Here is a 23,280-nt window from a genome sequence, read left to right on the forward strand (position 1 = left end):
CTTAAATCTCGCAAAAACAAACAAAGCCACACCAAGCCAAGCTATGATAAATGCTTCAATCATGCCGCGAACCTCATGTAAAAATAGAACGCGGTTAGGCCTAGAATGAAGACAGCCAACAGACGGCTGATAAAAATCAGCTCAGGCGCTTCTTTTCCGGGGCGACGGGATAGGCGGGACAACACGAAATAGGCAATTGTCGAGATCAGAATAAGTATGGCGAGGGTGGACGTTGTCATGGCTGAACCTGCTTCGCAAGTTGCGTCCAAAATACAATGACTATGAAAGCGCCGCCCAAGCCTATCCATGCTTCCATTATTTTCCGCTTCTTAGCACTCCAACTATATATCTTGGCAAAGTGATCTAGCTGCATCAGCATTCCCACCAATACCACTACCGGAAAAAAACCATAAAGCACAAACTCTGTAAAAGTAGTTTCGTTCATTCCAACCACTCACGAATCTTCACTAGCAAGCTCTCGCGCAACTCTTCATCGTCCATGTCATCAAAGACATCAGCGACGAAAGCTTCAGTAAGGAGCGCCCGCGCCTCGGCCAGCCCAATACCGCGTTGGCGCATGTAAAACAACGCGCTCTCATCAAGCTGCCCAATCGTGTTCCCATGGGCGCAAGCGACATCATCGGCGTAGATTTCAAGCTCGGGCTTAGACCGAATTTCGGATGTATCCGAGAGCATCAAAGCGTCATGGCGCATCTCTGCATCTGTGTGCTGGGCTGGACGGCGGACATGGAACTTACCTTGGAAGACGCCGCGCGATTTATCCGTCACCACACCTTTTACGGCTTGGCGAATGGTGCAATCGGGAACGGCCAAATCAATATAGCTCGTCATATCGCAATGGCGTTTATCATCGAGCAGGTAAGCCCCGTTCAACGTAGCCTCAATATGTTTCCCCATCCCCGCAAGTCGCGTCTCGATACGAGATAAAGCTCCGCCAAAAGACAGCGCATGTTGCGTGACCTTGGCATCATTCCAAGCTGTGATATGAGCTGTGGCGATACGCACACAATCGGCAGGGTCGCTATGAACAATGGTTCTGTCAAATGAGGCTTCGGCTTTGAGCGTAACCGTCATATCAATATTGACGAAACCACCGGCATCACCCGCGTGATGTTCAATTACACTAAGGCTCGCGCCTTTGGCTATATCAATACGGATACGGATATGGCCACGGTTCAGCCCTTCAATAATGAGAGGCGTTTCAGAGCTAAAGCCTTCGGGCACGGCAATCGTCCAAACCTTGCCGCCAAAATTACGGGCGAGTTTCGCCATGGCGCTATCCGTGTCCAAATCGTCCGTCTCGACTTCGGAAATAGTGACGCCTTCGGGCAATGTGAACTTTGGGAGGCCCGCTACGGATAGCCCCGCTGCCGACTCATCGACACGGCCGCGCACATCCGTCCATTTCCACGCTTCGTCGCGGCGGGTTGGGAGTGTATCGAGCTTAAGCGGCATATGCGTCATAGCCTTCCGCTTCTAACTTTTTCGCGAAATCTGCATCACCTGAGGCTGCAATTTTTCCGCCAGAGAGAACATGCACGCGGTCTGGTACGATGTAATCAAGGAGGCGCTGATAATGGGTAATGATGAGCATACCGCGATCAGGAGAGCGGAGCTTATTCACGCCATCGGCCACAATACGCAGCGCATCAACATCAAGGCCGGAATCCGTTTCGTCCATGACGATAAAACGCGGCTCGAGCATCATCATTTGGAAAATTTCCATACGCTTCTTCTCGCCGCCCGAAAAGCCGACATTCAGTGGACGCTTGAGCATTTCGGGTTTCATCTTTAGCTCTTTGGCGAGAGCGCGAGCTTTCTTGAGAAATTCAGGTGCGGCCATTTCTTCTTCCCCTCGTGCGCGGCGCTGTGCGTTCAGCGCGGTCTTGAGGAATGTCATGGTTGGAACACCGGGGATTTCCAGCGGATATTGAAAGGACAGGAACATGCCTTTGGCCGCCCGCTCTTCGGGGTCCATATCGAGAAGGTTATCACCGTCAAGCGTGACATCACCGCCCGTAACGTCATAGCCATCACGCCCCGTCAGGACATAAGACAGCGTCGATTTACCAGCGCCATTCGGCCCCATAATCGCATGAACCTCCCCTGCGGGAATGTCGAGCGAAAGCCCTTCAAGGATAGTTTTTTGGCCGTCATCAACAGCGGCAGAAAGGTTATTTATTTTTAGCATTATTTTTCCCAAATAAGCTCGTCGTGAGCATATTTCACGATGACTTCTATTTTTCCGACGATGGCTGCATTGAAAGCTTCTAACTCTTCAGCAGGCACCCATATTTCTTCATGTTCTTTTGCCCCAACAACTTCGGGCTGATATTTATCTGCAACTGACTTCTTCACAGCAAAGCGCGTAACGTAACCTTCCTTGTCGTCATTAATTCGCGAGTTCCAATCCTTCGCAATTTGTCGCGCATAACCCTCGTTCAAAACAGGATAGAATATGGGTTGGTCAGGCAAGCGCGGCGGATAAGCTGTAAAGCCACTATCCTCAATGAGCTTCAACTCATTCTTGCCAACAGGGCGATACATTGTGACTGTTTCAGTCATGATTTAGACTTTCTAAAACTTCCGTTCATTCCTGCCCAGCGTTTTGAACAAAACGCAAGAGCAGGAACCCAGTGTCCCTCATGGCTAATCTTGATAGATGCGGGATACTGGTTCCCAGCTTTCGCTGGAATGCACGGATATAAAAGGGAGTTAGCCACGAAACGCCGTAACCTCGATTTCCACTTTCATCTTTTCGTCCACCATCCCGGCTATCACCATTGTCGCCGCGGGCAGAATATTTCCGAAATGCTTCTTAATCACGGGTAGAACCTCTTTGACATATTTGCGGTCGGAGACCGTATATTGCACTCGGATGGTATGACCGAGTTCAAACTCTGCAGCCTTTAGCGCCGCCATGATATTTGTGAAGGTGTTCTGAGCTTGCTGCGCAGCAGACTCTGGGAGTTCACCTGATGTGTAGTCATAGCCCACTGTGCCAGAAACAAAGCACCAATCGCCCTGCACCACCGCGCGGGACATGGCATATGTTTTTTCACCTTCGGAGAGTGAAATAAATTTACGTTTAGCTTTGGCCATTTTTATTTCCTTATGGACAGAGAGCGGTGGTCCACTCAGTTGTGTTTTCGCCGCGATGGCATTTAATACGAGATCCGTAAGCGGCGAGGGTTTGGTTGCCCTCTGCGCCGCTCACAATGAGATAAATTTCTTCGGCTTTGACCGAATCGTCGGGCAAGCCTTTGGCGCTAAAAAGCAAGACCGCGCCATCTTCGCGTTCAAAGGTCGATTGCGATGTTGAGATGATTGTATTGCCATCTTCAGGCGCGAAATAGAGCCGCACGTTATCGATGGCCTCGCCGCGCGATTGACCTTCCCTGAGGCCTGTGAACTTGGCGAGGCCTTTGGAATAACTATTGAAATCAACATCTTCAAGGGTGAGTGATTTTGGCATAGGCGGAGCGGGCGGTGTTACCTCGGTTGTGACTTTAGGCGCGGCAGGTGCTTCCACCTCCTGCGAACCACAAGCCACTAAAAGCAATCCTAACGCCGCAAGTGCAAACCCCTCGCCCCGCCTGCGGGGGAGGTGCGCCCGAAGGGGGCGGAGGGGGGAGCGACAAGAAACATAGCTCTGCTGGGCTCCCCCCTCAGTCGCTTCGCGACAGCTCCCCCGTGAACGGGGGAGCGAATTTAAGCGCACGACCTTCATTAACCCACAGAGCCTTCCAAGCTAATCGCCACCAATTTCTGCGCTTCAACGGCAAATTCCATAGGCAGTTCTTGGAGGACATCACGGCAGAAACCATTAACGAGCAGCGCCACGGCGTCCTCTTCGGACAAGCCGCGTTGACGGCAATAGAAGAGTTGATCATCGGATAATTTAGATGTCGTTGCTTCATGCTCAAATTGCGCGGTCGGCGTGTTACTTTCAATATAGGGCACGGTATGGGCGCCACACTGATCGCCGATTAGCAAGCTATCACATTGCGTAAAGTTCCGCGCACCAACCGCCTTTCTATGGGCACTGACAAGGCCGCGATAGGTCGAGTTAGACTTACCCGCGCTGATACCTTTAGAGATAACACGCGATTTCGTATTCTTGCCTAAATGGATCATTTTGGTGCCTGTATCGGCTTGTTGATGTCCATTAGTAATGGCAATGGAATAGAACTCACCTTGGCTATTATCGCCGCGTAAAATACAGCTTGGATATTTCCATGTAACCGCAGAGCCTGTTTCGACCTGTGTCCAAGACACTTTGGAGTTTTCACCGCGGCAATCGGCGCGTTTGGTCACGAAGTTATAAACCCCGCCTTTACCTTCGGCGTCGCCCGGCCACCAATTCTGAACCGTAGAATATTTCACTTCGGCATCTTCATGAACTATAATTTCAACAATCGCAGCATGGAGTTGGTTTTCGTCCCGCATCGGGGCCGTACAGCCTTCAAGGTAAGAGACGTAAGAGCCTTTATCAGCGATAATCAACGTACGTTCAAACTGCCCTGTCCCCTGCGCGTTCATACGGAAATAGGTGGAGAGCTCCATCGGGCAGCGAACCCCCGGCGGGATGTAAACAAAGGAGCCATCGGAGAAGACGGCATTATTAAGCGTCGCGTAATAATTATCCGTCACAGGCACAACAGAGCCCATATATTTCTTCACCAATTCAGGATGGTCTTTTACGGCCTCGGAGAATGAGCAGAAAATCACACCATGTTTCGCGAGTTCTTTTTTAAATGTCGTGACGACCGAGACGGAGTCAAACACCGCATCCACGGCGACTTTCGGTGCGCCTTTAACACCCGCCAGAACCTCTTGTTCTTTGAGTGAAATGCCGAGCTTATTATAGACTTCGAGTATCTCTGGGTCGACTTCATCGAGCGAATTCAATTCCTTCTTCTTCACCGGTGACGCGTAATAATACATGTCCTGAAAATCGATTTTCGGATATTCGACCATCGCCCATTCCGGCTCTTCGAGCGTGAGCCAACGGCGATATGCTTCGAGACGCCAATCGAGTAGCCATTGTGGCTCGTCCTTTTTGGCCGAAATAAAACGGACAATATCCTCGTTCAGACCCTTTGGCGCGAACTCCTGCTCAATATCACTATCAAAGCCATATTTATATTTATCCGCCTCAAGTGAGCGCACACCTTCGACGGTGCTGTCCTCTATAGAGTCTTTTGCAATCTTGACGTCTTCGCTCATTATGCGGCTTTCCGTTTTATTTTTCTAATCTTGGCCCAGGCGGAGAGAAAATGCTCCACATCGGCCATAGTGCTGTTATACCCAAAGCTAATACGTATCGCACCCTTAGGGGATTTATCCGATAAGCCCATGGCCTTGATTGCGCGGCTTTCGCCAACCTTGCCCGAAGAACATGCCGTACCCGTTGAGACGGATATGCCTTCGAGGTCGAGTGACATCATCGCTGTCATGGAACTGACATCAGGGATGGCGAAAAAGCTGGTATTCGGCAGGCGCTCTACGCCCTCCCCAAATATTGTCAGCTCAGGTTCCATAGATTTAAGACCCGCCTCTAATGCATCACGCAACTCTCTAGTATGGTCTAAATCTGTCATCGCCTTCACAGCCGCGCCAAAGCCCGCAATCCCAGCCACATTCATTGTGCCCGCACGGCGGCGGCGCTCTTGCCCGCCCCCACAGAGCAGCGATTGTGCTGGCGCTTCGGGGGCCATGTAAAGCGCACCAACACCTTGCGGTCCGCCGATCTTATGCGCAGAAATAGCGATGTAATCCGCGATGTAAGTCATAGGTATTTTACCGAGCGCTTGAACCGCATCAACAAGGAGCAAGCCGCCTACTTCGGAAACAATATCGGCAATCTGCTCAATCGGCTGGATAACCCCCGTCTCGCTATTGGCCGCGACGACAGAGACAAAGATACGCCCATCGGCCTCATCCCAATTCTTAAGACGGTCTTTCAGCCACGCCACATCCGTCACGCCATTTTCACTTAACGGAATAAACTCATGCGGACACCTCCATTGATCCGCCGCGCGGTAAGTCGCGGGGTGGTCTGCATAGGAAAACAGCATTTTGCGGCATCCCGCCGTCCAAGCGGAAAACACCGCTGTATTCAGAGCTTCGGTGCCGCAGCCCGTAAAGACAATATCCTGTGCGCAAACTCCCATGGCGAGCCCTACCGCTTCGCGGGCGTTCGAGATTAGATTTTTCGCCGCGCGCCCATCACCATGTTGCGCAGACGGATTGCCTTCAACAGCCATCGCCGCTGTTACAGCTTCGATAACTTCGGAGCGGATTGGCGAGGTCGCGTTATGGTCGAGATAGGTGCGGGTCATTCCGCCGCCTCCAGAACAGGAAAACGGCCATCAACGACATCTTGTACTGTAATGGAGGCTAAAAACTGCTCAATATGATCTTCAAGGGCTCCCCAGAGATTATGGGTCAGGCAACGATCGGTTTTTCCCGTACAGGCAATTTTTGTTTCGGGGGTGCAGCCATGGGCTTTGATGTCTTCGTCGACGGCAAAAATTATTTTCTCTAGCGTTAGGTTAGCCGCAGATTCGGCGAGCACATAACCGCCAGATGCTCCGCGATGGCTTTCGACCACCCCCGCGCGGCGAAGTTTGGCGAATAACTGTTCTAAAAAGCTCAGCGAAATACCTTGGCGTTTGGAGATATCATTGAGTGAGGAGCGCACATTCGTACCTTGCGCGGCCATATCTGCCACGGCCATCACCGCATAACGCCCTTTTGCCGTCAATTTCACCTGTTAAAGCCCTTTCTGTGAAGGTTTTTCTCGCTTTTCGTGAAGGTCCTTGTTAAAGGCCGCCCAGAAATTTATTTGCAACACTAATGTGTCAGGGATTTAATTATTCCGACTAAATTAGTCAAGATTAAGTCTGCGCTAATCAGCTGCGACAAAACAGTTTAAGGGGCTCTTATGCCAGAAGTCATTTTCAACGGTCCTGAAGGCCGTCTTGAAGGCCGTTATCACCCATCCGATGATCCGCAAGCGCCCTGCGCGCTCATCCTTCCGCCGCACCCGAAAGCTGGCGGTCATATGGACCACCGCATCACGGTTGCGATGTATGAGCAATATAAAGCCCGCGGATTTTCTGTTCTGCGTTTTAACTTTCGCGGCGTAGGCCGTTCTGTCGGTGTTTACGATAATGGCCAAGGCGAATTGCAAGATGCCGCCTACGCTATGGATTACATGCAAAGCTTTAACCAGAACGCGCCTTTTACATGGGTGTCAGGCTATAGTTTTGGCGCGTGGATCGGCATGCAGCTTTTGATGCGCCGCCCCGAAGTGGCTGGCTTTATTTCAATGAGCCTTCCAACTAACACATATGATTTCGCGTTTCTCGCGCCCTGCCCAGCCTCTGGCCTAATCACTTACGGGACGAACGACCCGATTGTCCCAGCGGATGATGTGGACCGAATTGTTGAGAAAATCCGCGTTCAAAAGGGCCATAAGATTTACACATATCCAATCGAGGGCGCAGATCACTTCTACACTAACCATCTCGAAGAAGCGATGCATGTGATTGATGATTACCTAGACGCGAACCTAGATCCACAATATTGCCCACCAAGAGAGCCGAAACTGCTTGAGGGGTAGTAAACTTCTTCGTCCTCACCCCACCCAGTGGGTGAGGACGTATCTTTGGTTACTCCCCCATAATCGCATCAATCCGACGCTGCGCTATCGGATGATATACGGGTCTTGCGGCTTCATATACATCGGCGGCCCAGAACTGTAGGTCTTCTCTATCTGATCCCTTCAGCGCGCCGTAAAGTCGATAGATAAATTTTCCGCGCCCAACTGTCATGAGAAAGTTCTCAAGCTCAGGATAAGCGGCGTCATAGCCGCCCTTAATCGCTTGCATATACCATGCAAAAGCTGTTTCGGCATTTTGTGTACCCGTTAACGAAAAGGTATCATCCAATTCAGAAAACTGTGCCTCTGTAAGGCCTTCAGGCAAATTATTCAAAAAATGTAACCACTCATGCGTTGACCACGCCTCGGTTTTTAAGTCAGCGGCCTTTACTACGCCAGACACCCATTCTGCTGATTGCGCATCTACAACCTCAAAAGCGTCCGAGATTGGCTTTCGCGCTGTATCAGGAAGCCCCGGCCCGTAAACCCACGCATCAATCTCTTCTCTTGTGACGGCCTCCATATTATCTTTGTGAAGGTTTTCATGAAGGTAAGACAGGAAATCCTCTGTCGTAACAGACTTGAACGCCTGATCGTTAAACCAAGCTTTTAGAAACGGATCAAATTTTTCGCGGCCAAAGCGATCTTCGAGGAAAAAGAGGAAATTCGCGCCTTTGATATAGCTGACTAAGGTAAAGGCCACATCAGGATGCGCCATATCCTCGGGCAGTTTCAAATGCGTCAGCTCAGGGCGCTTTGCTTCTGATATGGCGCGCTTCATGCCTTCCATATCCAGAACTTGCTCCATAATAGCGCGGCGCTCGCCGTAAAGCTCTTCCATGACGCGGTTCTCAACATAGCTCGTAAAACCTTCATTCAGCCAAGCATCACGCCAACTAGAATTCGTCACAAGATTTCCTGACCATGAATGCGCCAATTCATGCGCCACGACATTTGTTAGGCTCTTATCCCCCGCCACCAGTGTCGGGGTAAGAAAGCTCAGCCGCGGATTTTCCATACCGCCATAGGGAAAGCTAGGCGGCAAAACGATAAGGTCATAACGCCCCCAGCGATAAGGCCCATAAAGCTTGGTATTCGCCTCCTCCATTTGCGGCGTTTCAGAAAACTCTTCCGCCGCGGCGTCCAGAATATACTCTTCCGCATATACGCCGATATGATCATTGATTGGTTTGAACTTGATATCCCCTACAGCAATCGCGAGCAGGTAAGACGGAATGGGCTGCGGCATCTCGAACCGATATTCCCCGTTCTGATCTTTTGCACCTTGGCTAGCACTCATAAGCGGCAAGAGCCCCTCCGGCACACGCAACGTCGCACTATAAGTCATACGCACAGCCGGCGTGTCTTGAAGAGGCGCCATAGTCCGCGCATTAAGAGCTTGAGCTTGAGAAAATAAAAAGGGATGTTTTTTACCCGCCGTTTGCTCCGGCGAGAGCCACTGAAGGCCCTCAGCGGTGGGTGATGTGCGGTAGCTTATCAGCACTTGGTCAGTCTTATCCGTCAGCGGAATACGCAGCGCCTCGCCCAAAACAGCATCCGCTTCATCCATCGTATAATCCGTTACGCCTTCGGGATTGCCGCCTGAAAAAATACGCACGGATTTAATAAGGAGGTCCTTTGTATCGAGAACGAGCATATCCGCATCTGGTTTGACACGCTCAAAATCTATGGTCGCAATTCCGTCCAAAACCTTGGCGTCAAAATTAACATCCAAGTTCAAGTCAACATGGGTCACCCTCACTTCATCATAATTGGCGTAAGTGAATTTATCAGACTTGATAATAAGCTTTGTAGGCGTCTCGGCTTTTACAGGCATATTTTCTTTGACAGGGGCTTCTGCGCCATTGCATGCGGTAAGGGCTGCGGCGGCAAAAAGCGTGAATATTGCGGGTTTGAATGTGGTCATGGCGGACTCCTTTTTAGAGAGAATAACATATCACATCATAGCTACAACCCGTAGGCTGGATTACGGCATTGCTAAAACGCCGCCCGTCATCGGCTTAGCCACACCCGTCGTTGTTGGAAAACTAATCGGTAATTTCCATTTTGCGCGCACGGCTAAGTAAGCGAAAGCTTGCGCCTCAATCGCATCTGAATTCCACCCCACTTCTTCCGCCGTTTTGACGGTCGCGTCTAAATGCTCACGGAGCATCCACATCATGCCTTTATTATGGCGACCGCCCCCGCAGACGATCAGTGAACGCGGTTTTTCCCGCATGCCGTTCAGGGTATAAACAGCCGCCAACGTCGTAAAGGCCGCGAGGGTCGCCGCGCCGTTTTCAATCGTCAAATCATCCATATCGTTGATGACATCAAAATCATACCGGTCAGCCGAACGCGGCGTAGGCTGCTGAAAAAATTCCCGCTCAAGCCATTTACGCACCAAAGGAAAATGCGGCTCACCCGCCGCTGCGTATTTACCGTCCGGGTCAAAAGCCCCCATGCCATTACGTGACATCCAGTTATCCAATGGGCCATTTCCAGGCCCTGTGTCAGAGGCAATAATATGCCCGTCCTTGGTAATCAGAGTCACATTACCCACACCGCCAATATTGAGCACCGCTGTTGGCCGGTCCAATTTTGAATAGGCCACAAGCGCTTGGTGATAAACCGGGGCGAGCGGTGCGCCCTGCCCTCTTGCGGCCATATCAGCCGTTCTGAAATCATACCATACAGGTTTACCAACAGCCTTAGCTAAAGCCTTGCCATCTCCGAGTTGCAATGTGCGGCCTTTAAACAAAGCCTTTGGCGGGTGGTGCAAAACCGTTTGACCGTGAAATCCGATAAGCTTTAGTTCCGCGGCCCATTCACGGTGATCTTCACAAAGCGCATTCACGGCCCGTATGTGACTTTTCAATATGACCGTTTCTGCTGCGACAAAATTATTGGGCCTTGGGCCTTCAAATTGCCACCGCAACGCAGCTTGAGTTGCCGCCTCAAGTATCAACTTATCTTCTTGAGAATATTCAAAACAAAGACTTGGGCCAAGACGGATAATCCGCTCACCATCCGTCTCCAAAAAAGCGGCATCCACCCCATCAAGGGACGTCCCGCTCATAAGGCCCAATGCGATGTAATGCGGGTGTCCCACAGATACCCCTTTGACTTGTAAGGTCGCTTTGTTAGAAGCGAAAATTCGAAACCTTATAGGCCTGATTCATGACGCAATATCAATCAAAATTGATGCAAACCCTTACAGAGCGCGGGTTTCTTTATCAATGTACGGATGAAGACGGATTGGATAAAGCCGCCTCTGAAGGTGTTGTGACGGGTTACATTGGCTTTGACTGCACCGCACCGAGCCTTCATGTGGGCTCACTTGTTCAGATCATGATGCTGCGCCATCTACAGCGCGCGGGCGGGCGGCCCATTGTTCTCCTAGGCGGCGGTACCACAAAGATCGGTGATCCTTCTGATAAAGATAAATCCCGTCCAATCCTCACAAATGAGCTGATTGAGAAAAACAAAAACGGCATCAAGCAAGTCTTCTCAAAATTCGTTGATTTTGAGGGGTCCAATGCGGCTATCCTCGCGGATAATGCCGACTGGCTAGACGGATTAGGCTATATAGAATTTCTGCGTGATGTCGGGAAACTTTTTACTGTCAACCGCATGATCGCCATGGAAACAGTTAAGCGCCGGCTTGATAATGAGCAGCCCATGACATTCCTAGAATTCAACTACCCGCTCTTACAAAGCTATGATTTCGTGGAACTTTATCGCCGGCATGGCTGTACATTACAGCTTGGCGGATCGGATCAGTGGGGCAATATTACCAGCGGTATAGATTTGTCGCGGCGAATGGCGGAGGCTGATTGTTTCGGCTTCACCACGCCGCTCATCACAACCGCATCAGGCGGGAAAATGGGTAAGACCGCAGATGGAGCCGTCTGGCTGAATTCCGACCCTGAATTAGGGCAAGATTATTTCCGTACACCTTATGAATATTGGCAGTTCTGGCGCAATACAGATGATGCTGATGTCGGGCGATTCTTAAAACTCTTCACTGATTTACCATTAGGCGAAATTGCAAAACTTGAAGCGCTAGAAGGCGCGGATATAAACACCGCTAAAATACGCCTCGCCAATGAAGCAACGACAATGCTGCACGGCGCTGAAGCTGCAGCAAAAGCTGAGGCTACGGCCCGAGAGACTTTTGAAAAAGGCGGCACGGCGGTTGGTCTTCCGACGGTTGAAGTTTCTGGTTCTGATCTTATCGGAATGGGCATTTTAGCGGCTGCGGTAACGGCAGGGCTCGCCGCCTCTAATGGAGAAGGCCGCCGCCACATCAAAGCCGGCGCGCTAAAGCTGAATGATGGAAAAGTGACAAGCCATGAACAGAGCGTATCAGAAGGTGACATCCTAGATGGGGTTGTGAAAATCTCAGTTGGAAAAAAGAAACACGCCCTTTTAAAGGCTGTCTGATTATTCCTCTTGGGTTTTATCACCCGGCGGTGAGGGCCTCACAGCATCAATCTCCGCTTCGACATTTTCAGGTAGCTTATCCCGTTTGGTTCTGAAAATGCCGCGCAAAAATCCTGGCGTAAGCGCGGAAAGCGGATTTACTGCGATTTGGGTTTTGTCAAATGAGCCTTTCACTGTGTAGCTAAGCGCGAAAATCCCCTCGCCTTTTTTGCCGACAAAGATATCCCCAAGCACCGGAATATCACCGAGCATAGAGTTGGCTGTATAGGCGGGAACCAAGACGCCATCCAAGTCCAGTATTTGGTCGTCTAAGCGAATTTCACCATGTCCCGTCATGCCCAAAGCTGGACCGGAAACTCTGGCGTCGCGAATATTTAAAGCGCCTTGCTCAAGTGAGAACGGGACAACAAATTCTGTAAACCTCAAGCCCTCTCCCCCTAAAGTATCAAATATGCCACGCAAAGACGCGATGGACAGCATTTGCGCGAGAATAGGCGCTTCGACGAGTTTAAAGTCTTCGACCTCAGCCACACCGTTCAAAGCCCCGGAGAGCCCGATAGGCGGCATTTGCGCCTGTATCTGAAGGCGTCCACCCGTAATATTGTCGAGTCCTAAAAAGGCAAAAGCCGCTTCTGAAGCATTAGGAATATCAACCGTCACATTTCGGACGTCGCTCTCCCCGTCTGTCACCATATCAAGCTGAATATCCCCATCAGCTGTTTGACCTGAAAGCCTAGCATTTGTGATGCCTTCGCCATTGTGAGAGAAGAGTAGATTTGCATTTTTAACAGGATAAGCTTCGTGAAGGGCCAATGTTTCCAGCCCTGCCGTGAGCAATATCGGAATGTCTATTCCGCTTCCGCTATCTTCAAAGCCCGCCCTTACAAAAGAAGACATGTCAAGATATCGCCCTGTCATAAAAACAGAAAGGCGCTCATTTGTCAGATCAGGTTTGGATTGAATAGCCGCGTCAACAAATCCTTCGATATTGGCCCGTTTAAGATCCATATCAATGAGGCGAAAGTCCTGCGCAAATTCCAAGCGACCTTGGACATCAAGTCCAGAGGCAGAGATTTTCATATCTTCGAAAAGGACATCACCATTTGGTCGCCGTTTCAGCTCTCCCGTAAGCTGGCCTTGCGCACCCATCTCTTTGGCCCAATAATCCCTAATTTGCAGAGCGCTTCTTGAGAGATCAGCTGAAATAGCTGCGGAATATAGCTCTAAACCTTTCCCTACAGCATCCACCTTAAGATCAATTTCGCCGTCAAAATATTCCCTAAATCCAATGCCAAAACCATCAAGCGTATCGCGGTCCATGCGCCCCTCAACCTTGTAGCGTGTCGGCGTAGAGCCAAAATCAAAGGTCTCCTGCCAATTCAGATCAGCTTGCCAAGGCCCTATATTTACAGGACCTTTGACGGTCATACCGCCGCTGTCCACAGTCATTGTTACAAAAGCATTTTTGAGTTTATGCGCTCCCAAAGCGAAAGGCGCAGACGCATTTTCAAAACGCCCGGTGACATCATATTTTATTCTGTCTCTTTCAAAAAACTCCAAGAGCGGGCGGGTAACCTTCACTTCAATATTACCAGTGCCGCCAAAATCCTGAGGATTGACGCCATATTTACTGGCATATTGGAACGGCTTCTCATCTATCAAGCCCATTAAATCTGATGCCTCGCCATCTCCGATGACCGTCATATTCAAATCACCACCTTTTGGCTGCAATCTTGGAATATCCGCAATGGCTTGCTGTATATTGACGTTGCCAATTTGTCCGCCGATAGCGTCAAACCTGGCGCTGTTCCCCCGCACAACACCGCGTCCTGACGTGTTGGTGTAGGGCGTCATTGTCGAGATATAACGCACATCCCCGCCCGTTACGTCGAAACTCATCATCAAATCGTCATTAACGGGCAAACGGCTTCCGTTTAAAAGGTCTTGCGGAATATCAGCTTCAAACTCAATATTTTTGATTGTCGCCCGCAGGATTGACCGCTCAAGCCAGCGCCGTGCCCCATCCGCAAATTTGACAGGCCAAAGAGCCAAGAGGTCATCCGGCATCAGTGTGCCTGAGGATCGTCCCTCGAGTTTTATAGACTCCCAGTCACCAGCCTGCGTTTGCTTTACCCGGCCTGTGACCGAAAACTGATGTGTCCCAAGATCAACATTTAGTTTTGTTAAGTCCAAAACACGCGAGTCCGCATCAAGCCGCCCCGCTGTTTCAAGGCTGTCAATAATTAGCGGGCTCGCGAATTGCGGCGTTTGATCAAGATTGATGTCAGCAAGATTTAAGTCAAAAAGCGGGGAGCTGTTTATATTGCCATCCGTGAGCGCACCCAACTCGCTTAAAGTTCCCGAACCTGTAAAGCTTATCTTCTGCGAGCTTAGTCCCACTTCTGAGATATCCATAATCTGAGAATCAGCCGTCAACTTCGCCTTGAAACGTCCATCATCAAAATTAGCCAAAGTTTCGCCTAGCTTTACGGAGCCACTTCCTGCGCTTAAATCAATGTCAGCAGTTTCAAGACCATTGACTTCATCCACCTTGACCGAGGCTTTCAAATCCAAGGATGTATTAAGAGTCTTTAGCCCGGCATAACGTCCGCGTTTGGGTGAAATGATGGACGGGTTTAACCCCGACGCCGTCACATCGATCGCGTAGGACTTTACATTAGGCGAGGCCCGCATTGTAAACTCAAGCGGAATTGTCATAGCATCCTTGCGTAAATTAGATGTCATATCGACAAAGATGCCGTCAGTTTCACTTCGAAAATCAACATCTGTTTCCTGAAAAATCAGTTCTAACCCATCGCTGTCATCTACGATGTGAGCTTCAGCATTGGTAACTGTGACAGCCTTGACCCCGCTAACATCAGGTCGATCACCGCCAACCGTATTTTGGCCACTGCGCCAAACAGGCCCCAATCGCCCGACAGTATTAGGCGTGCCCAAACCCGCAATGACTTTACCGTCATTGGTTCGCAACCACGTCACAACACCGCCATCAATGACTAAGCGCTCCGGCGTCAAAGACCCTTTCATTGCCGCAGCAAGGGGGACTTCCGTCTGCAAACGCGGTATGGTTTCGATCCGGTTTCCACCCGGGTCGGTAATGACAACATTCGTAGCTTCAAAAACAATGGTATTTGACGCTGAAAGCCATGTCAGATTCATGTCCTCAATCTGGGCGTCACTGCCATTAAAAGCCTGAGAAAACCACATCTGAGCATTGGTGTTAAACCGTGAAATATCAACGCTTTGACGGCTCAAGATCATGTTTAAAGCAAAAAACCAGAATATGGCGAGTCCAAGGACGATTGCTGTCAACTCGCCGCTGAGGCGAAATACCCGATAGGCTATGCGCTTAGGCCAATAAGACCATTGCTTTTGCGGCACGGCTTTTGGCGCAGTGACATCTGGGTCACTTAATGCGTCCTTAGCATTGTCAGCAGATGGGTTTTCGGTCATATGGCCTATCAAGTTACCGCATCATATTAGACACAGACGGTAAAGAAAACTTAAGTTTATGTCGCGGCGTATTCAACTTACGCATTCGCAACATACAGCATAAAAAGGAAATTCCTATGACACTCTCTGTTGGTGATAAAGCTCCTGACTTTTCCATGCCATCCGATGGCGGCGGAACGGTCTCTCTTTCTGATTATGAAGGACGCTATCTTGTTCTGTATTTTTATCCCAAAGACGACACACCTGGATGCACTAAGGAAGCCATTGGCTTTACAGAAAGCAAAGCGGAATTTGACGCGCACGGTGCCTCTATACTAGGCGTGTCAAAAGACACAGCGGCCAAACATGATAAGTTTATCGCCAAACATGATCTCAAAGTCTCATTGGGCTCAGATGAAGATGGCGGGATGATTGAAAGCTATGATGTTTGGGTAGAAAAAAACATGTATGGCAAAAAATATATGGGCATTGAACGTGCAACCTATCTGATTGGCCCGGACGGAGATATTCTTGAAATATGGCGTAAAGTTCGCGTCAAAGATCATGTTGCAACAGTCTTAACAGCTTTGAAAAATCACGCTGGGTAAAGTGGGCGCAGCTCAAAATGCACTAGCCGTTCTCAATAGTTCTGCGCCAGCAAAAAAGGGCCTTGCAGCAAGGCAACTTGCGCAAGACTGGGAACAGTCTCGTGACATTGGCACTGCTATTGACCTTATGCCGGATAAGCCTGCGCGGCCGGGGCACCCCGTACTCGTCTCACCTGGAGACGTAAAAAGACGGCGCCTTGGCACGAAGGCCGGGCGCGGAGCCCTCCTTCATGCTGTGGCCCATATCGAATTTAACGCGATTGATTTAGCCGCTGATATGATTGCTCGGTTTGGGCATCACCCTGATATTCCTAAGGCAGACCAGACTAACTTTATAGGCGACTGGATTAGTGTCTGTCTTGACGAGGCGCGTCATTTTGATTTGCTCCAAACCCGGCTTTCAGAGCTTGATATGAGCTATGGTGACCTCCCCGCCCACAACGGCTTGTGGGAAGCTGCTGTAAAAACCAAATCCAATTTTGCTGCAAGGCTCGCAATAGCGCCCATGGTGCTAGAAGCACGTGGATTGGACGTTACGCCCGGCATGATCGAAAAACTGACAAATGTAGGGGATAATGCTAGTGCTGATATCTTAAAAATCATCTATAATGAGGAAATCGGGCACGTTGCTATCGGAGCCCGCTGGTTTCAGAAACTTGCCCAAATTCGCGGCCAGGAACCCGAATCTTGGTTTCACGCCCTTGTCAGTGATTACTTTGCCGGACGTCTCAAACCACCCTTTAATGTGCAGGCCCGCACACTTGCAGGGTTAAAAGAAGGTTTTTACATGCCTCTTTCATAGAGTTTAACATTAAATTTCGGTGAGATTTATAATATCTGCAGTAATTTCACCTTAATTCTTTTGATTTAACTTGTAAGCCCTGGGGTGGTTATGGTCTATATAATCAAAATTCAAACGGATGGGGATCCATGATTAACGACGTTTTTGGGGAGTTGCGCTCACGCGTTCTCCAGCATTTCCCAGAACGCCAGCTTTACCTTCGTTCCGGCGGTGAAGTTAAATATTATGTCTTTGGCACAAAGACACAAATGGCGATTACAGGCGGATTAATGCTCGTTGCAGCATGGTGCGTCTTTACGATGTTCAATCTCATTTGGGGATATAACCCGATGCGTGCTCCCGCACAGGAAATAAAACGTGTTGAGGCTCGCTATCAACGCCTTCTCGCCGACGCCCAAGCCAAAGAAAGTAATGCTCGCCTTATGCTCTCTGAGCAGCGCCAAAGTTTTGAGCAAATGGCCAAAAGCTTTGAAGAAAAGCATAACACAATTTCCCAAATTCTAAAAACTCCCACATCGCCTTCTCTGCCGTCAGGGGACACGTCATATGCTGATGACAGAATTTTAATGGCGCCTACTATCAGAGATGCAGCGCCTCGAAGCGCCAGAACCGCCATAGTCGAAACAGCTAGCGCTAATACCGGGATGGATATTGATCGGTCTCTAAGCAACTTGGACATCACTCAAAACGCCATACTAGCATCGGCGGAAATTGATACGCTAAACCGCATTGAGCGTGGCCGCGCTATTATTAGAGCGACGGACCTTTCAGTCGATACTGTTCTAAGTGAAAGCCCCTTTGGTAAAGGCGGCTTATTCGTAGATTTAGGTGACGATCTTAATGCCGCTGCTGCGGAAGGTGATTTCGGATCGCGCGTGGCGAGTATCAAAGCCCGCGTTGCAGAAGCCGAAGCTTTAGACAACGCCCTCACCTCACTCCCTTTCGGTCACCCGGTAGGTGTTCCGACATACCGCACATCCTCATACGGTCTTAGAAAAGATCCCTTTACAAAACGCCCGACATTTCACCAAGGCTTGGATTTCGGTGGACGTCGCGAAACACCTATTGTTGCCGCGGCTGACGGAACGGTTATTTTTGCTGGACGCAATGGTGGTTACGGCCGCTCGGTCGAAATTGACCACGGTCACGGCTTTGTGACCCGCTACGGACATATGCACAAATTGAATGTTAAGCGCGGGCAGGTTATTAAAAAGGGCGATAAGATTGGCGGTATGGGCTCGACGGGCCGCAGTACAGCAACTCATTTGCACTATGAAGTTCACTTCCAAGGTCGTGAGTACGATCCTGATAAATTTTTGAAAGCTGGTCATTATGTTCAATAAGACAAATTCATCATCTTCCTCTGCGCCCTCTGCGCCTGACATGCCGGCCAAGAAGACATCATCACCCTCACGTGGCGCTGCAGTTCCGTCTATATTCGGAAGCGATATCGTTATTACGGGCGATATTAAGACAGATGGCCACATCCAGATAGACGGGCGGTTGGACGGCAATATTCAAGCCGGCAATGTCACAATCGGAGAAAAAGGGGCTGTAAACGGAAAAATCGTGGCCGGTGCTGTTCACATTCGCGGCAAGGTTACGGGTAAGATTGAGGCCAATGTTGTGGACCTCTCAGAGACAGCCAATGTTCAAGCTGACCTGGTTCAAGATCAATTGATGATTGCCAATGGCGCATTCTTTGACGGAAAATGCACGCGTAAAAGCAATATATCTAGCGCGGCCAAAACCGCTAAGAAGACTGCATAACCTCACATAACATTTAGAGTGAAAGCGTCTCTTTGAGGCGCTTTTTTTATGCCGCGATATTTCAATCCTTGAATTAGCCATCCTATAACTATGGCAATTCAACAGCTTGCATGAATTTCAAACAGATAAATCCTTGATGATGGAAATTCGGGCTATAGTGGGGCGTTCCCGCTTTTGGGCAGACAATCGCGTAGGTTTGTTAAGGCGGGACGGTGAGGTAGGGCGCGGCGGAGTTACGACCGCTGAGATGCCAACCTCTGCGACGTTCCTTTACGCGCAGATAAAATCACCGCTGCGGGAGTCGTTTCCTGTGTTTATAGTATTCCCAGGCGTGCCTCAGGCGCGGCTCCCGCAGAATGCCCTTTATCAAGGCTTTCATGCGTTTCGCGGCTTTCGTTTAAAAAAGCCGACTCGACCCGCAGGAGAGCTGTATCTAAAATTAGGAAAGAAAAGCTTCGTTCGAATAAGTATAAGCGCGTGGTTTATCCTGCAGTTTCTAACTTTGCAGATAAGGCGGCAGCCATAAACTGATCTAAATCGCCATCGAGAACGCCCGATGTATCTGAGGTTTCGACACTCGTCCGTAAGTCTTTGACCATTTGATAGGGCTGCAGGACATAGGAACGAATTTGATGTCCCCAACCGATCTCTGAGCGGTTATCTGCCGCGTCTTGGGCTTCGGCCTCACGGCGCTGCATCTCAGCTTCATAAAGGCGTGAGCGCAACATATCCCAAGCCGTCTTACGGTTTTTATGTTGCGAGCGGTCATTCTGGCACTGCACAACAATCCCCGTAGGCTCGTGGGTAATGCGCACAGCAGAATCGGTTTTATTGACATGCTGTCCCCCTGCCCCTGAGGCGCGGTATGTGTCCACACGGCAGTCGGATTCGTTCAAGTCAATCTCAACAGTATCGTCGATCTCGGGAAAGACCCAAACAGAGGCAAAACTGGTATGACGACGCGCACTCGAATCAAAAGGAGAGATACGCACCAGGCGGTGAACCCCCGATTCAGTCTTCAACCATCCATAAGCGTTCGGGCCTTTAACTTTAATCGTGGCAGATTTGATCCCAGCTTCATCTCCGGATTGCTCCTCAATGATTTCAGTTTTCATACCATGTGCATTGGCCCAGCGCGTGTACATACGAAGCACCATTTCGGCCCAATCCTGAGCTTCTGTTCCGCCCGCCCCGGGATGGATTTCGACAAAGCAGTCATTGCCGTCAGCCTCACCCGAAAGGAGCGCTTCAAGCTCAGCTTTGCCGGAAGTTTCTTTAACTTTACGCAAGGCCTCAGCCGCAGCTTCGACAAGCTCCGCATCCTCATCCAACTCGCCTAGCTCTGCGAGCTCAAGATTATCAGAAAGGTCACTCGTGAGTTTTTCAATATTATTGAAAGCGTTTTCGAGACGCGCCCGTTCCTGCATTAGTTTTTGCGCAGCTTGCGGATCGTCCCAAAAATCTTGCTTTTCGCTAAGTGCGTTTAATTCTGCGAGCCGCTGTTGTGAGGTTTCCCAGTCAAAGACGCCTCCTTAGCAGTGCAATTGACTGCTCGATGTCGTCTTTCATTTGTAAAATATCAGCTCTCATGAAAAGTAGATAGGACTAGTAGAGCCCTTCATCAAGCGCTTCTTCAACCTCTTCTGTTTCAGGTTTCGGCGGCATTTTAACAGCCACATCAACAGGTGCTTCAGGCTTGGGTGCAACTTCCACATCAGGCGTCTCAACACCATCAGATGCGGCCTCTATTTCGTTAAGGAGGTCTTTAACTTTGTTTTTCAAAGCGTCATTTTCTGATGGCGCTTCTGAAGCATTTTCATCAGAGAGCTCGACTGTATTTTCTTCTCCTAAGGCATCTTCACTCTCAGCTTCATTGCCAAAATCGAAGTCATAACTTCCGAAACTATCCGTTCCGCTTCCTACGCGAATGGTTGACTTCAACTCACCAACTGTAGGTTCAGTTCCCGGGCGGAAGGCTTCGAGAATAAAGTCAGGCGCACCAATATAAGAAGGCTCACCTGTATTACGATTCACAGGTGAAAGCGTGACACCCTCTGGGATACGGAAAGGTACCTTGGGCGCATCTTTCAACGCTTCAGCCATGAAATTAGTGAATATAGGCGACGCGGCAGAGCTGCCCGTTTCAATACCCATTTGTTCTGGTGTGTCCATTCCGACATAGACACCTGCGACCAAGTCAGGAGAGAAGCCCATAAACCATGTATCATATGAATCATTCGTCGTTCCTGTCTTACCGGCGATCGGACGTTGCAAAGCGCGTGCGCGGAAACCCGTTCCATTATCAACCACACCTTTAAGCATAAAGGTCACTTGATAAGCTGTAACAGGATCAATGATAACCTCCCGTTCATCAGGCAATTCAGGCGGAGGGCCTCCGTAATATTCATCTTGAAGACAGAGCTCACATACCTTGTCCCCATTCACAAAAATCGTTTTACCTTGACCGTCTTGAACGCGGTCCAAAATAGCGGGCGTTACGGCCTTACCTCCATTGGCGAGGGCCGAATAAGCTGTCGCAAGGCGAAGAAGCGTTGTCTCCCCGGCCCCTAAGGCCCAAGCCAGTTCTGGCTTGGTTTCATCATATATACCAAACCGGCGGGCATAGGCATTTACGGGGGTCATGCCGATATCATTGGCAAGCCTGACAGTCATCGCATTACGAGACTTTTCAAGCCCAAGCCGTAAAGTGCTCAGGCCATAAAACTTACCTGTATTATAGTTGGACGGTTTATAAAAACGCTCGCATTCATCTTCTTCGGCGGCCTCAACACCTTCATCTCTTTCAAGCGGAGTCTGACCATCTTCATCAACACCGCGAAGTTCTAACGTTCCAAGTTCATTTTCTTCACATTCGACATCCTGCTTCTCAATCACGAAAGGGGCATCGAGAACCTGACTCGCAGGAGTGAAGCCATTATCCAATGCCGCAGCATAAACGAAGGGCTTAAAAGCCGAGCCCGGTTGTCGTTTGGCTTGGGTGGCACGGTTAAATTGGCTTTGCTCAAAACTATAGCCTCCGACCAGCGATAAAACGCGGCCCGTATGCGGGTCCATTGCAATCAAGCCGCCATTCACTTTGGGCACTTGGCGCAAATTATAAGCCGTAATACGATCATCTGTTTTATCAGACTTGGCGCGGGTCTTGCGCTGAACCAGGATAATATCTCCGGCTTTAACGACCTGCGTCAATGTCTTGGGCTCTTTACCAACAGCCCCTTTTGCTAGAGCTTCCTTGGCCCATTTTATATCTTCAATATTCAGAGTCCCGTTTGTATCGGGTTCAACTTTATCCTCCCCTTCAACCTCTTCTGGGATCGCAAGCTCATCCGCAAAGCCAAGCTTGGCACTCTTCGCGTCAGCTTCAAGCACTAGAGCCACGCGCCAATCTCCGATATCTTTCGGCGCTTCAAATTCTGCAAGGCGGCTCTTCCAGTCGCTAAAATTATCCCATCTTGCTAGAGGCCCTCGATAACCGTGGCGGCGGTCAAAAGCTTCGAGGCCATCACGAAGGGCTTTGCGGCCCGCAAGCTGCAACCGCGTATCCAGCGTTGTTCGAATAGACAGGCCACCTTCATAGAGCTCATCATCTCCATACATGGATTTGATTTGCTTACGCGCTTCCTCGACAAAATATTCAGCGGCGAGATATTCATCACCCTCAAAGCGGTCTACGACAACAATATCTTTTGTCTTGGCTTCCGTGACAGCTGCTTCATCGGCATAGCCGTCCTCACCCATACGCGTAAGAACATAACTGCGGCGATTTAAGGCGCGCTCTTTTTTTACAGGATCATCAACACGGTAATTATTAGGCGCTTTGGGAAGGACGGCTAGATAAGCCATTTGATCCAAAGTTAAATCCTTCATCGGTTTACCAAAATAGTTCAGCGACGCTGCAGCCACGCCATAAGCCCCGCGTCCAAAATAAATGTCGTTCAGGTAAAGCTCCAAGATCGTATCTTTATCCATCGCTTTTTCGATACGGCCCGCAATGACCACTTCACGGATTTTACGTGTCACATTTCGTTCATCACCGACAAGGAAGTTTTTGGCGACTTGTTGGGTCAGCGTGGAGCCGCCCTCAAGTCTGCGCCCTTTGATCACATGACCGACATTGGCCACCATTGCGCGTAGGAAACCTTTTTCGTCAAAGCCATTATGGCTATAAAAGCGCTGATCCTCAGCGGCGACAAAAGCATGTTGTAATTGTTTGGGCACAGATTCGATGGGCACAAAGATTCGGGCCTGTGTTCTAAACTCAGAAATAAGTTTCCCGTCACCCGCATGCACGCGCGACATCACTGGAGGTTTATATTCCGCTAAAGTCTCGACACTCGGCAGATCTTTGGTCGCTTGCACAACAAAAACAAACAGGACAACGGCCACAATGACACCCGCGACACTTCCAAGGGCAAATAGCCACTTAAAGGCAGAAATGAGCTTTTGCTTCCGCGTTTTTTTTGGTTTTTCGGTCTCAATATCCATGAATC

At 49.8% G+C, this 23,280-nt stretch carries 20 protein-coding genes; 6 read left to right on the top strand and 14 right to left on the bottom strand.

Going from position 1 to position 23,280, the window contains the following annotated elements; all coding sequences use genetic code 11:
* Nucleotides 1-235: 235 nt before the first annotated feature.
* From F569_RS19670 to F569_RS0102625, 9 genes are all read right to left on the bottom strand, one after another.
* Nucleotides 236-445 (bottom strand): hypothetical protein, encoded by a 210-nt coding sequence (locus F569_RS19670; RefSeq protein WP_026940918.1) that lies wholly within the window; start codon nt 443-445, stop codon nt 236-238.
* Nucleotides 442-1,485 (bottom strand): Fe-S cluster assembly protein SufD, encoded by a 1,044-nt coding sequence (sufD, locus tag F569_RS0102590; RefSeq protein ID WP_026940919.1) that lies wholly within the window; start codon nt 1,483-1,485, stop codon nt 442-444. Before sufD ends, F569_RS19670 begins: the two co-directional genes overlap by 4 nt.
* On the bottom strand, nt 1,466-2,212 hold the full coding sequence (gene sufC / locus F569_RS0102595; RefSeq protein WP_026940920.1) for a Fe-S cluster assembly ATPase SufC: 747 nt from the start codon (nt 2,210-2,212) through the stop codon (nt 1,466-1,468). The genes sufD and sufC overlap by 20 nt, the downstream gene beginning before the upstream one ends.
* Nucleotides 2,212-2,586: a hypothetical protein gene (locus tag F569_RS0102600; protein ID WP_026940921.1), complete on the bottom strand. Its 375-nt coding sequence runs from the start codon at nt 2,584-2,586 to the stop codon at nt 2,212-2,214. Before F569_RS0102600 ends, sufC begins: the two co-directional genes overlap by 1 nt.
* Nucleotides 2,587-2,736: 150 nt before the next feature.
* Nucleotides 2,737-3,123: a Rid family hydrolase gene (locus tag F569_RS0102605; RefSeq protein WP_026940922.1), complete on the bottom strand. Its 387-nt coding sequence runs from the start codon at nt 3,121-3,123 to the stop codon at nt 2,737-2,739.
* A 10-nt stretch (nt 3,124-3,133) separates the two neighbouring features.
* Nucleotides 3,134-3,574, bottom strand: coding sequence for a hypothetical protein (locus F569_RS0102610; protein ID WP_154813613.1), 441 nt, complete (start codon nt 3,572-3,574; stop codon nt 3,134-3,136).
* A 176-nt stretch (nt 3,575-3,750) separates the two neighbouring features.
* Nucleotides 3,751-5,250 (bottom strand): Fe-S cluster assembly protein SufB, encoded by a 1,500-nt coding sequence (sufB, locus tag F569_RS0102615; protein ID WP_051279145.1) that lies wholly within the window; start codon nt 5,248-5,250, stop codon nt 3,751-3,753.
* Entirely contained in the window at nt 5,250-6,365 is a 1,116-nt protein-coding gene (locus F569_RS0102620) for a cysteine desulfurase family protein (RefSeq protein ID WP_026940925.1), read from the bottom strand. The genes sufB and F569_RS0102620 overlap by 1 nt, the downstream gene beginning before the upstream one ends.
* Nucleotides 6,362-6,796, bottom strand: coding sequence for an Rrf2 family transcriptional regulator (locus F569_RS0102625; protein ID WP_034387116.1), 435 nt, complete (start codon nt 6,794-6,796; stop codon nt 6,362-6,364). Before F569_RS0102625 ends, F569_RS0102620 begins: the two co-directional genes overlap by 4 nt.
* Nucleotides 6,797-6,970: 174 nt before the next feature.
* Between F569_RS0102625 and F569_RS0102630 the strand changes: the two genes are divergently transcribed.
* Nucleotides 6,971-7,651: an alpha/beta hydrolase gene (locus tag F569_RS0102630; protein ID WP_026940927.1), complete on the top strand. Its 681-nt coding sequence runs from the start codon at nt 6,971-6,973 to the stop codon at nt 7,649-7,651.
* 49 nt (nt 7,652-7,700) lie between these two features.
* Here F569_RS0102630 and F569_RS0102635 read toward each other — a convergent pair whose 3' ends face one another.
* Entirely contained in the window at nt 7,701-9,617 is a 1,917-nt protein-coding gene (locus tag F569_RS0102635; protein WP_026940928.1) for a M1 family metallopeptidase, read from the bottom strand.
* A gap of 60 nt (nt 9,618-9,677) precedes the next feature.
* Nucleotides 9,678-10,802, bottom strand: a complete 1,125-nt coding sequence (locus tag F569_RS0102640; protein ID WP_026940929.1) for an anhydro-N-acetylmuramic acid kinase — start codon at nt 10,800-10,802, stop codon at nt 9,678-9,680.
* Nucleotides 10,803-10,870: 68 nt separating this feature from the next.
* Here F569_RS0102640 and tyrS point away from each other — a divergent pair, with 68 nt between their 5' ends.
* On the top strand, nt 10,871-12,136 hold the full coding sequence (tyrS, locus tag F569_RS0102645; protein ID WP_026940930.1) for a tyrosine--tRNA ligase: 1,266 nt from the start codon (nt 10,871-10,873) through the stop codon (nt 12,134-12,136).
* Here the strand turns inward: tyrS and F569_RS0102650 are convergent, their stop codons facing one another.
* Nucleotides 12,137-15,610 (bottom strand): DUF3971 domain-containing protein, encoded by a 3,474-nt coding sequence (locus F569_RS0102650; protein WP_026940931.1) that lies wholly within the window; start codon nt 15,608-15,610, stop codon nt 12,137-12,139. It abuts the gene before it with no gap.
* A gap of 116 nt (nt 15,611-15,726) precedes the next feature.
* Here F569_RS0102650 and bcp point away from each other — a divergent pair, with 116 nt between their 5' ends.
* From bcp to F569_RS16130, 4 genes are all read left to right on the top strand, one after another.
* Nucleotides 15,727-16,197, top strand: a complete 471-nt coding sequence (gene bcp, locus F569_RS0102655) for a thioredoxin-dependent thiol peroxidase (RefSeq protein ID WP_026940932.1) — start codon at nt 15,727-15,729, stop codon at nt 16,195-16,197.
* A 1-nt stretch (nt 16,198) separates the two neighbouring features.
* Entirely contained in the window at nt 16,199-16,999 is an 801-nt protein-coding gene (locus tag F569_RS0102660) for a ferritin-like domain-containing protein (RefSeq protein ID WP_026940933.1), read from the top strand.
* Between the two features lie 128 nt (nt 17,000-17,127).
* A complete protein-coding gene (locus F569_RS18665; RefSeq protein ID WP_051279147.1) occupies nt 17,128-18,342 on the top strand; it encodes a M23 family metallopeptidase in 1,215 nt (404 codons plus the stop codon).
* Complete coding sequence (locus F569_RS16130) at nt 18,332-18,769, top strand: bactofilin family protein (protein WP_051279150.1); 438 nt, start codon at nt 18,332-18,334, stop codon at nt 18,767-18,769. Before F569_RS18665 ends, F569_RS16130 begins: the two co-directional genes overlap by 11 nt.
* A gap of 482 nt (nt 18,770-19,251) precedes the next feature.
* Here F569_RS16130 and prfB read toward each other — a convergent pair.
* Together prfB and F569_RS16135 are read right to left on the bottom strand one after the other, a co-directional pair.
* A protein-coding gene (gene prfB / locus F569_RS0102675; protein ID WP_154813614.1) for a peptide chain release factor 2 occupies nt 19,252-20,359 on the bottom strand; the annotation gives its coding sequence in 2 pieces (ribosomal slippage) (nt 19,252-20,289 and nt 20,291-20,359; 1,107 coding nt in all).
* Nucleotides 20,360-20,374: 15 nt separating this feature from the next.
* A complete protein-coding gene (locus F569_RS16135; protein WP_051279151.1) occupies nt 20,375-23,275 on the bottom strand; it encodes a penicillin-binding protein 1A in 2,901 nt (966 codons plus the stop codon).
* Nucleotides 23,276-23,280: the final 5 nt, after the last annotated feature.

It is taken from the genome of Hellea balneolensis DSM 19091 (genome assembly GCF_000428525.1).
GTDB classification, from domain to species: Bacteria; Pseudomonadota; Alphaproteobacteria; order Caulobacterales; family Maricaulaceae; genus Hellea; species Hellea balneolensis.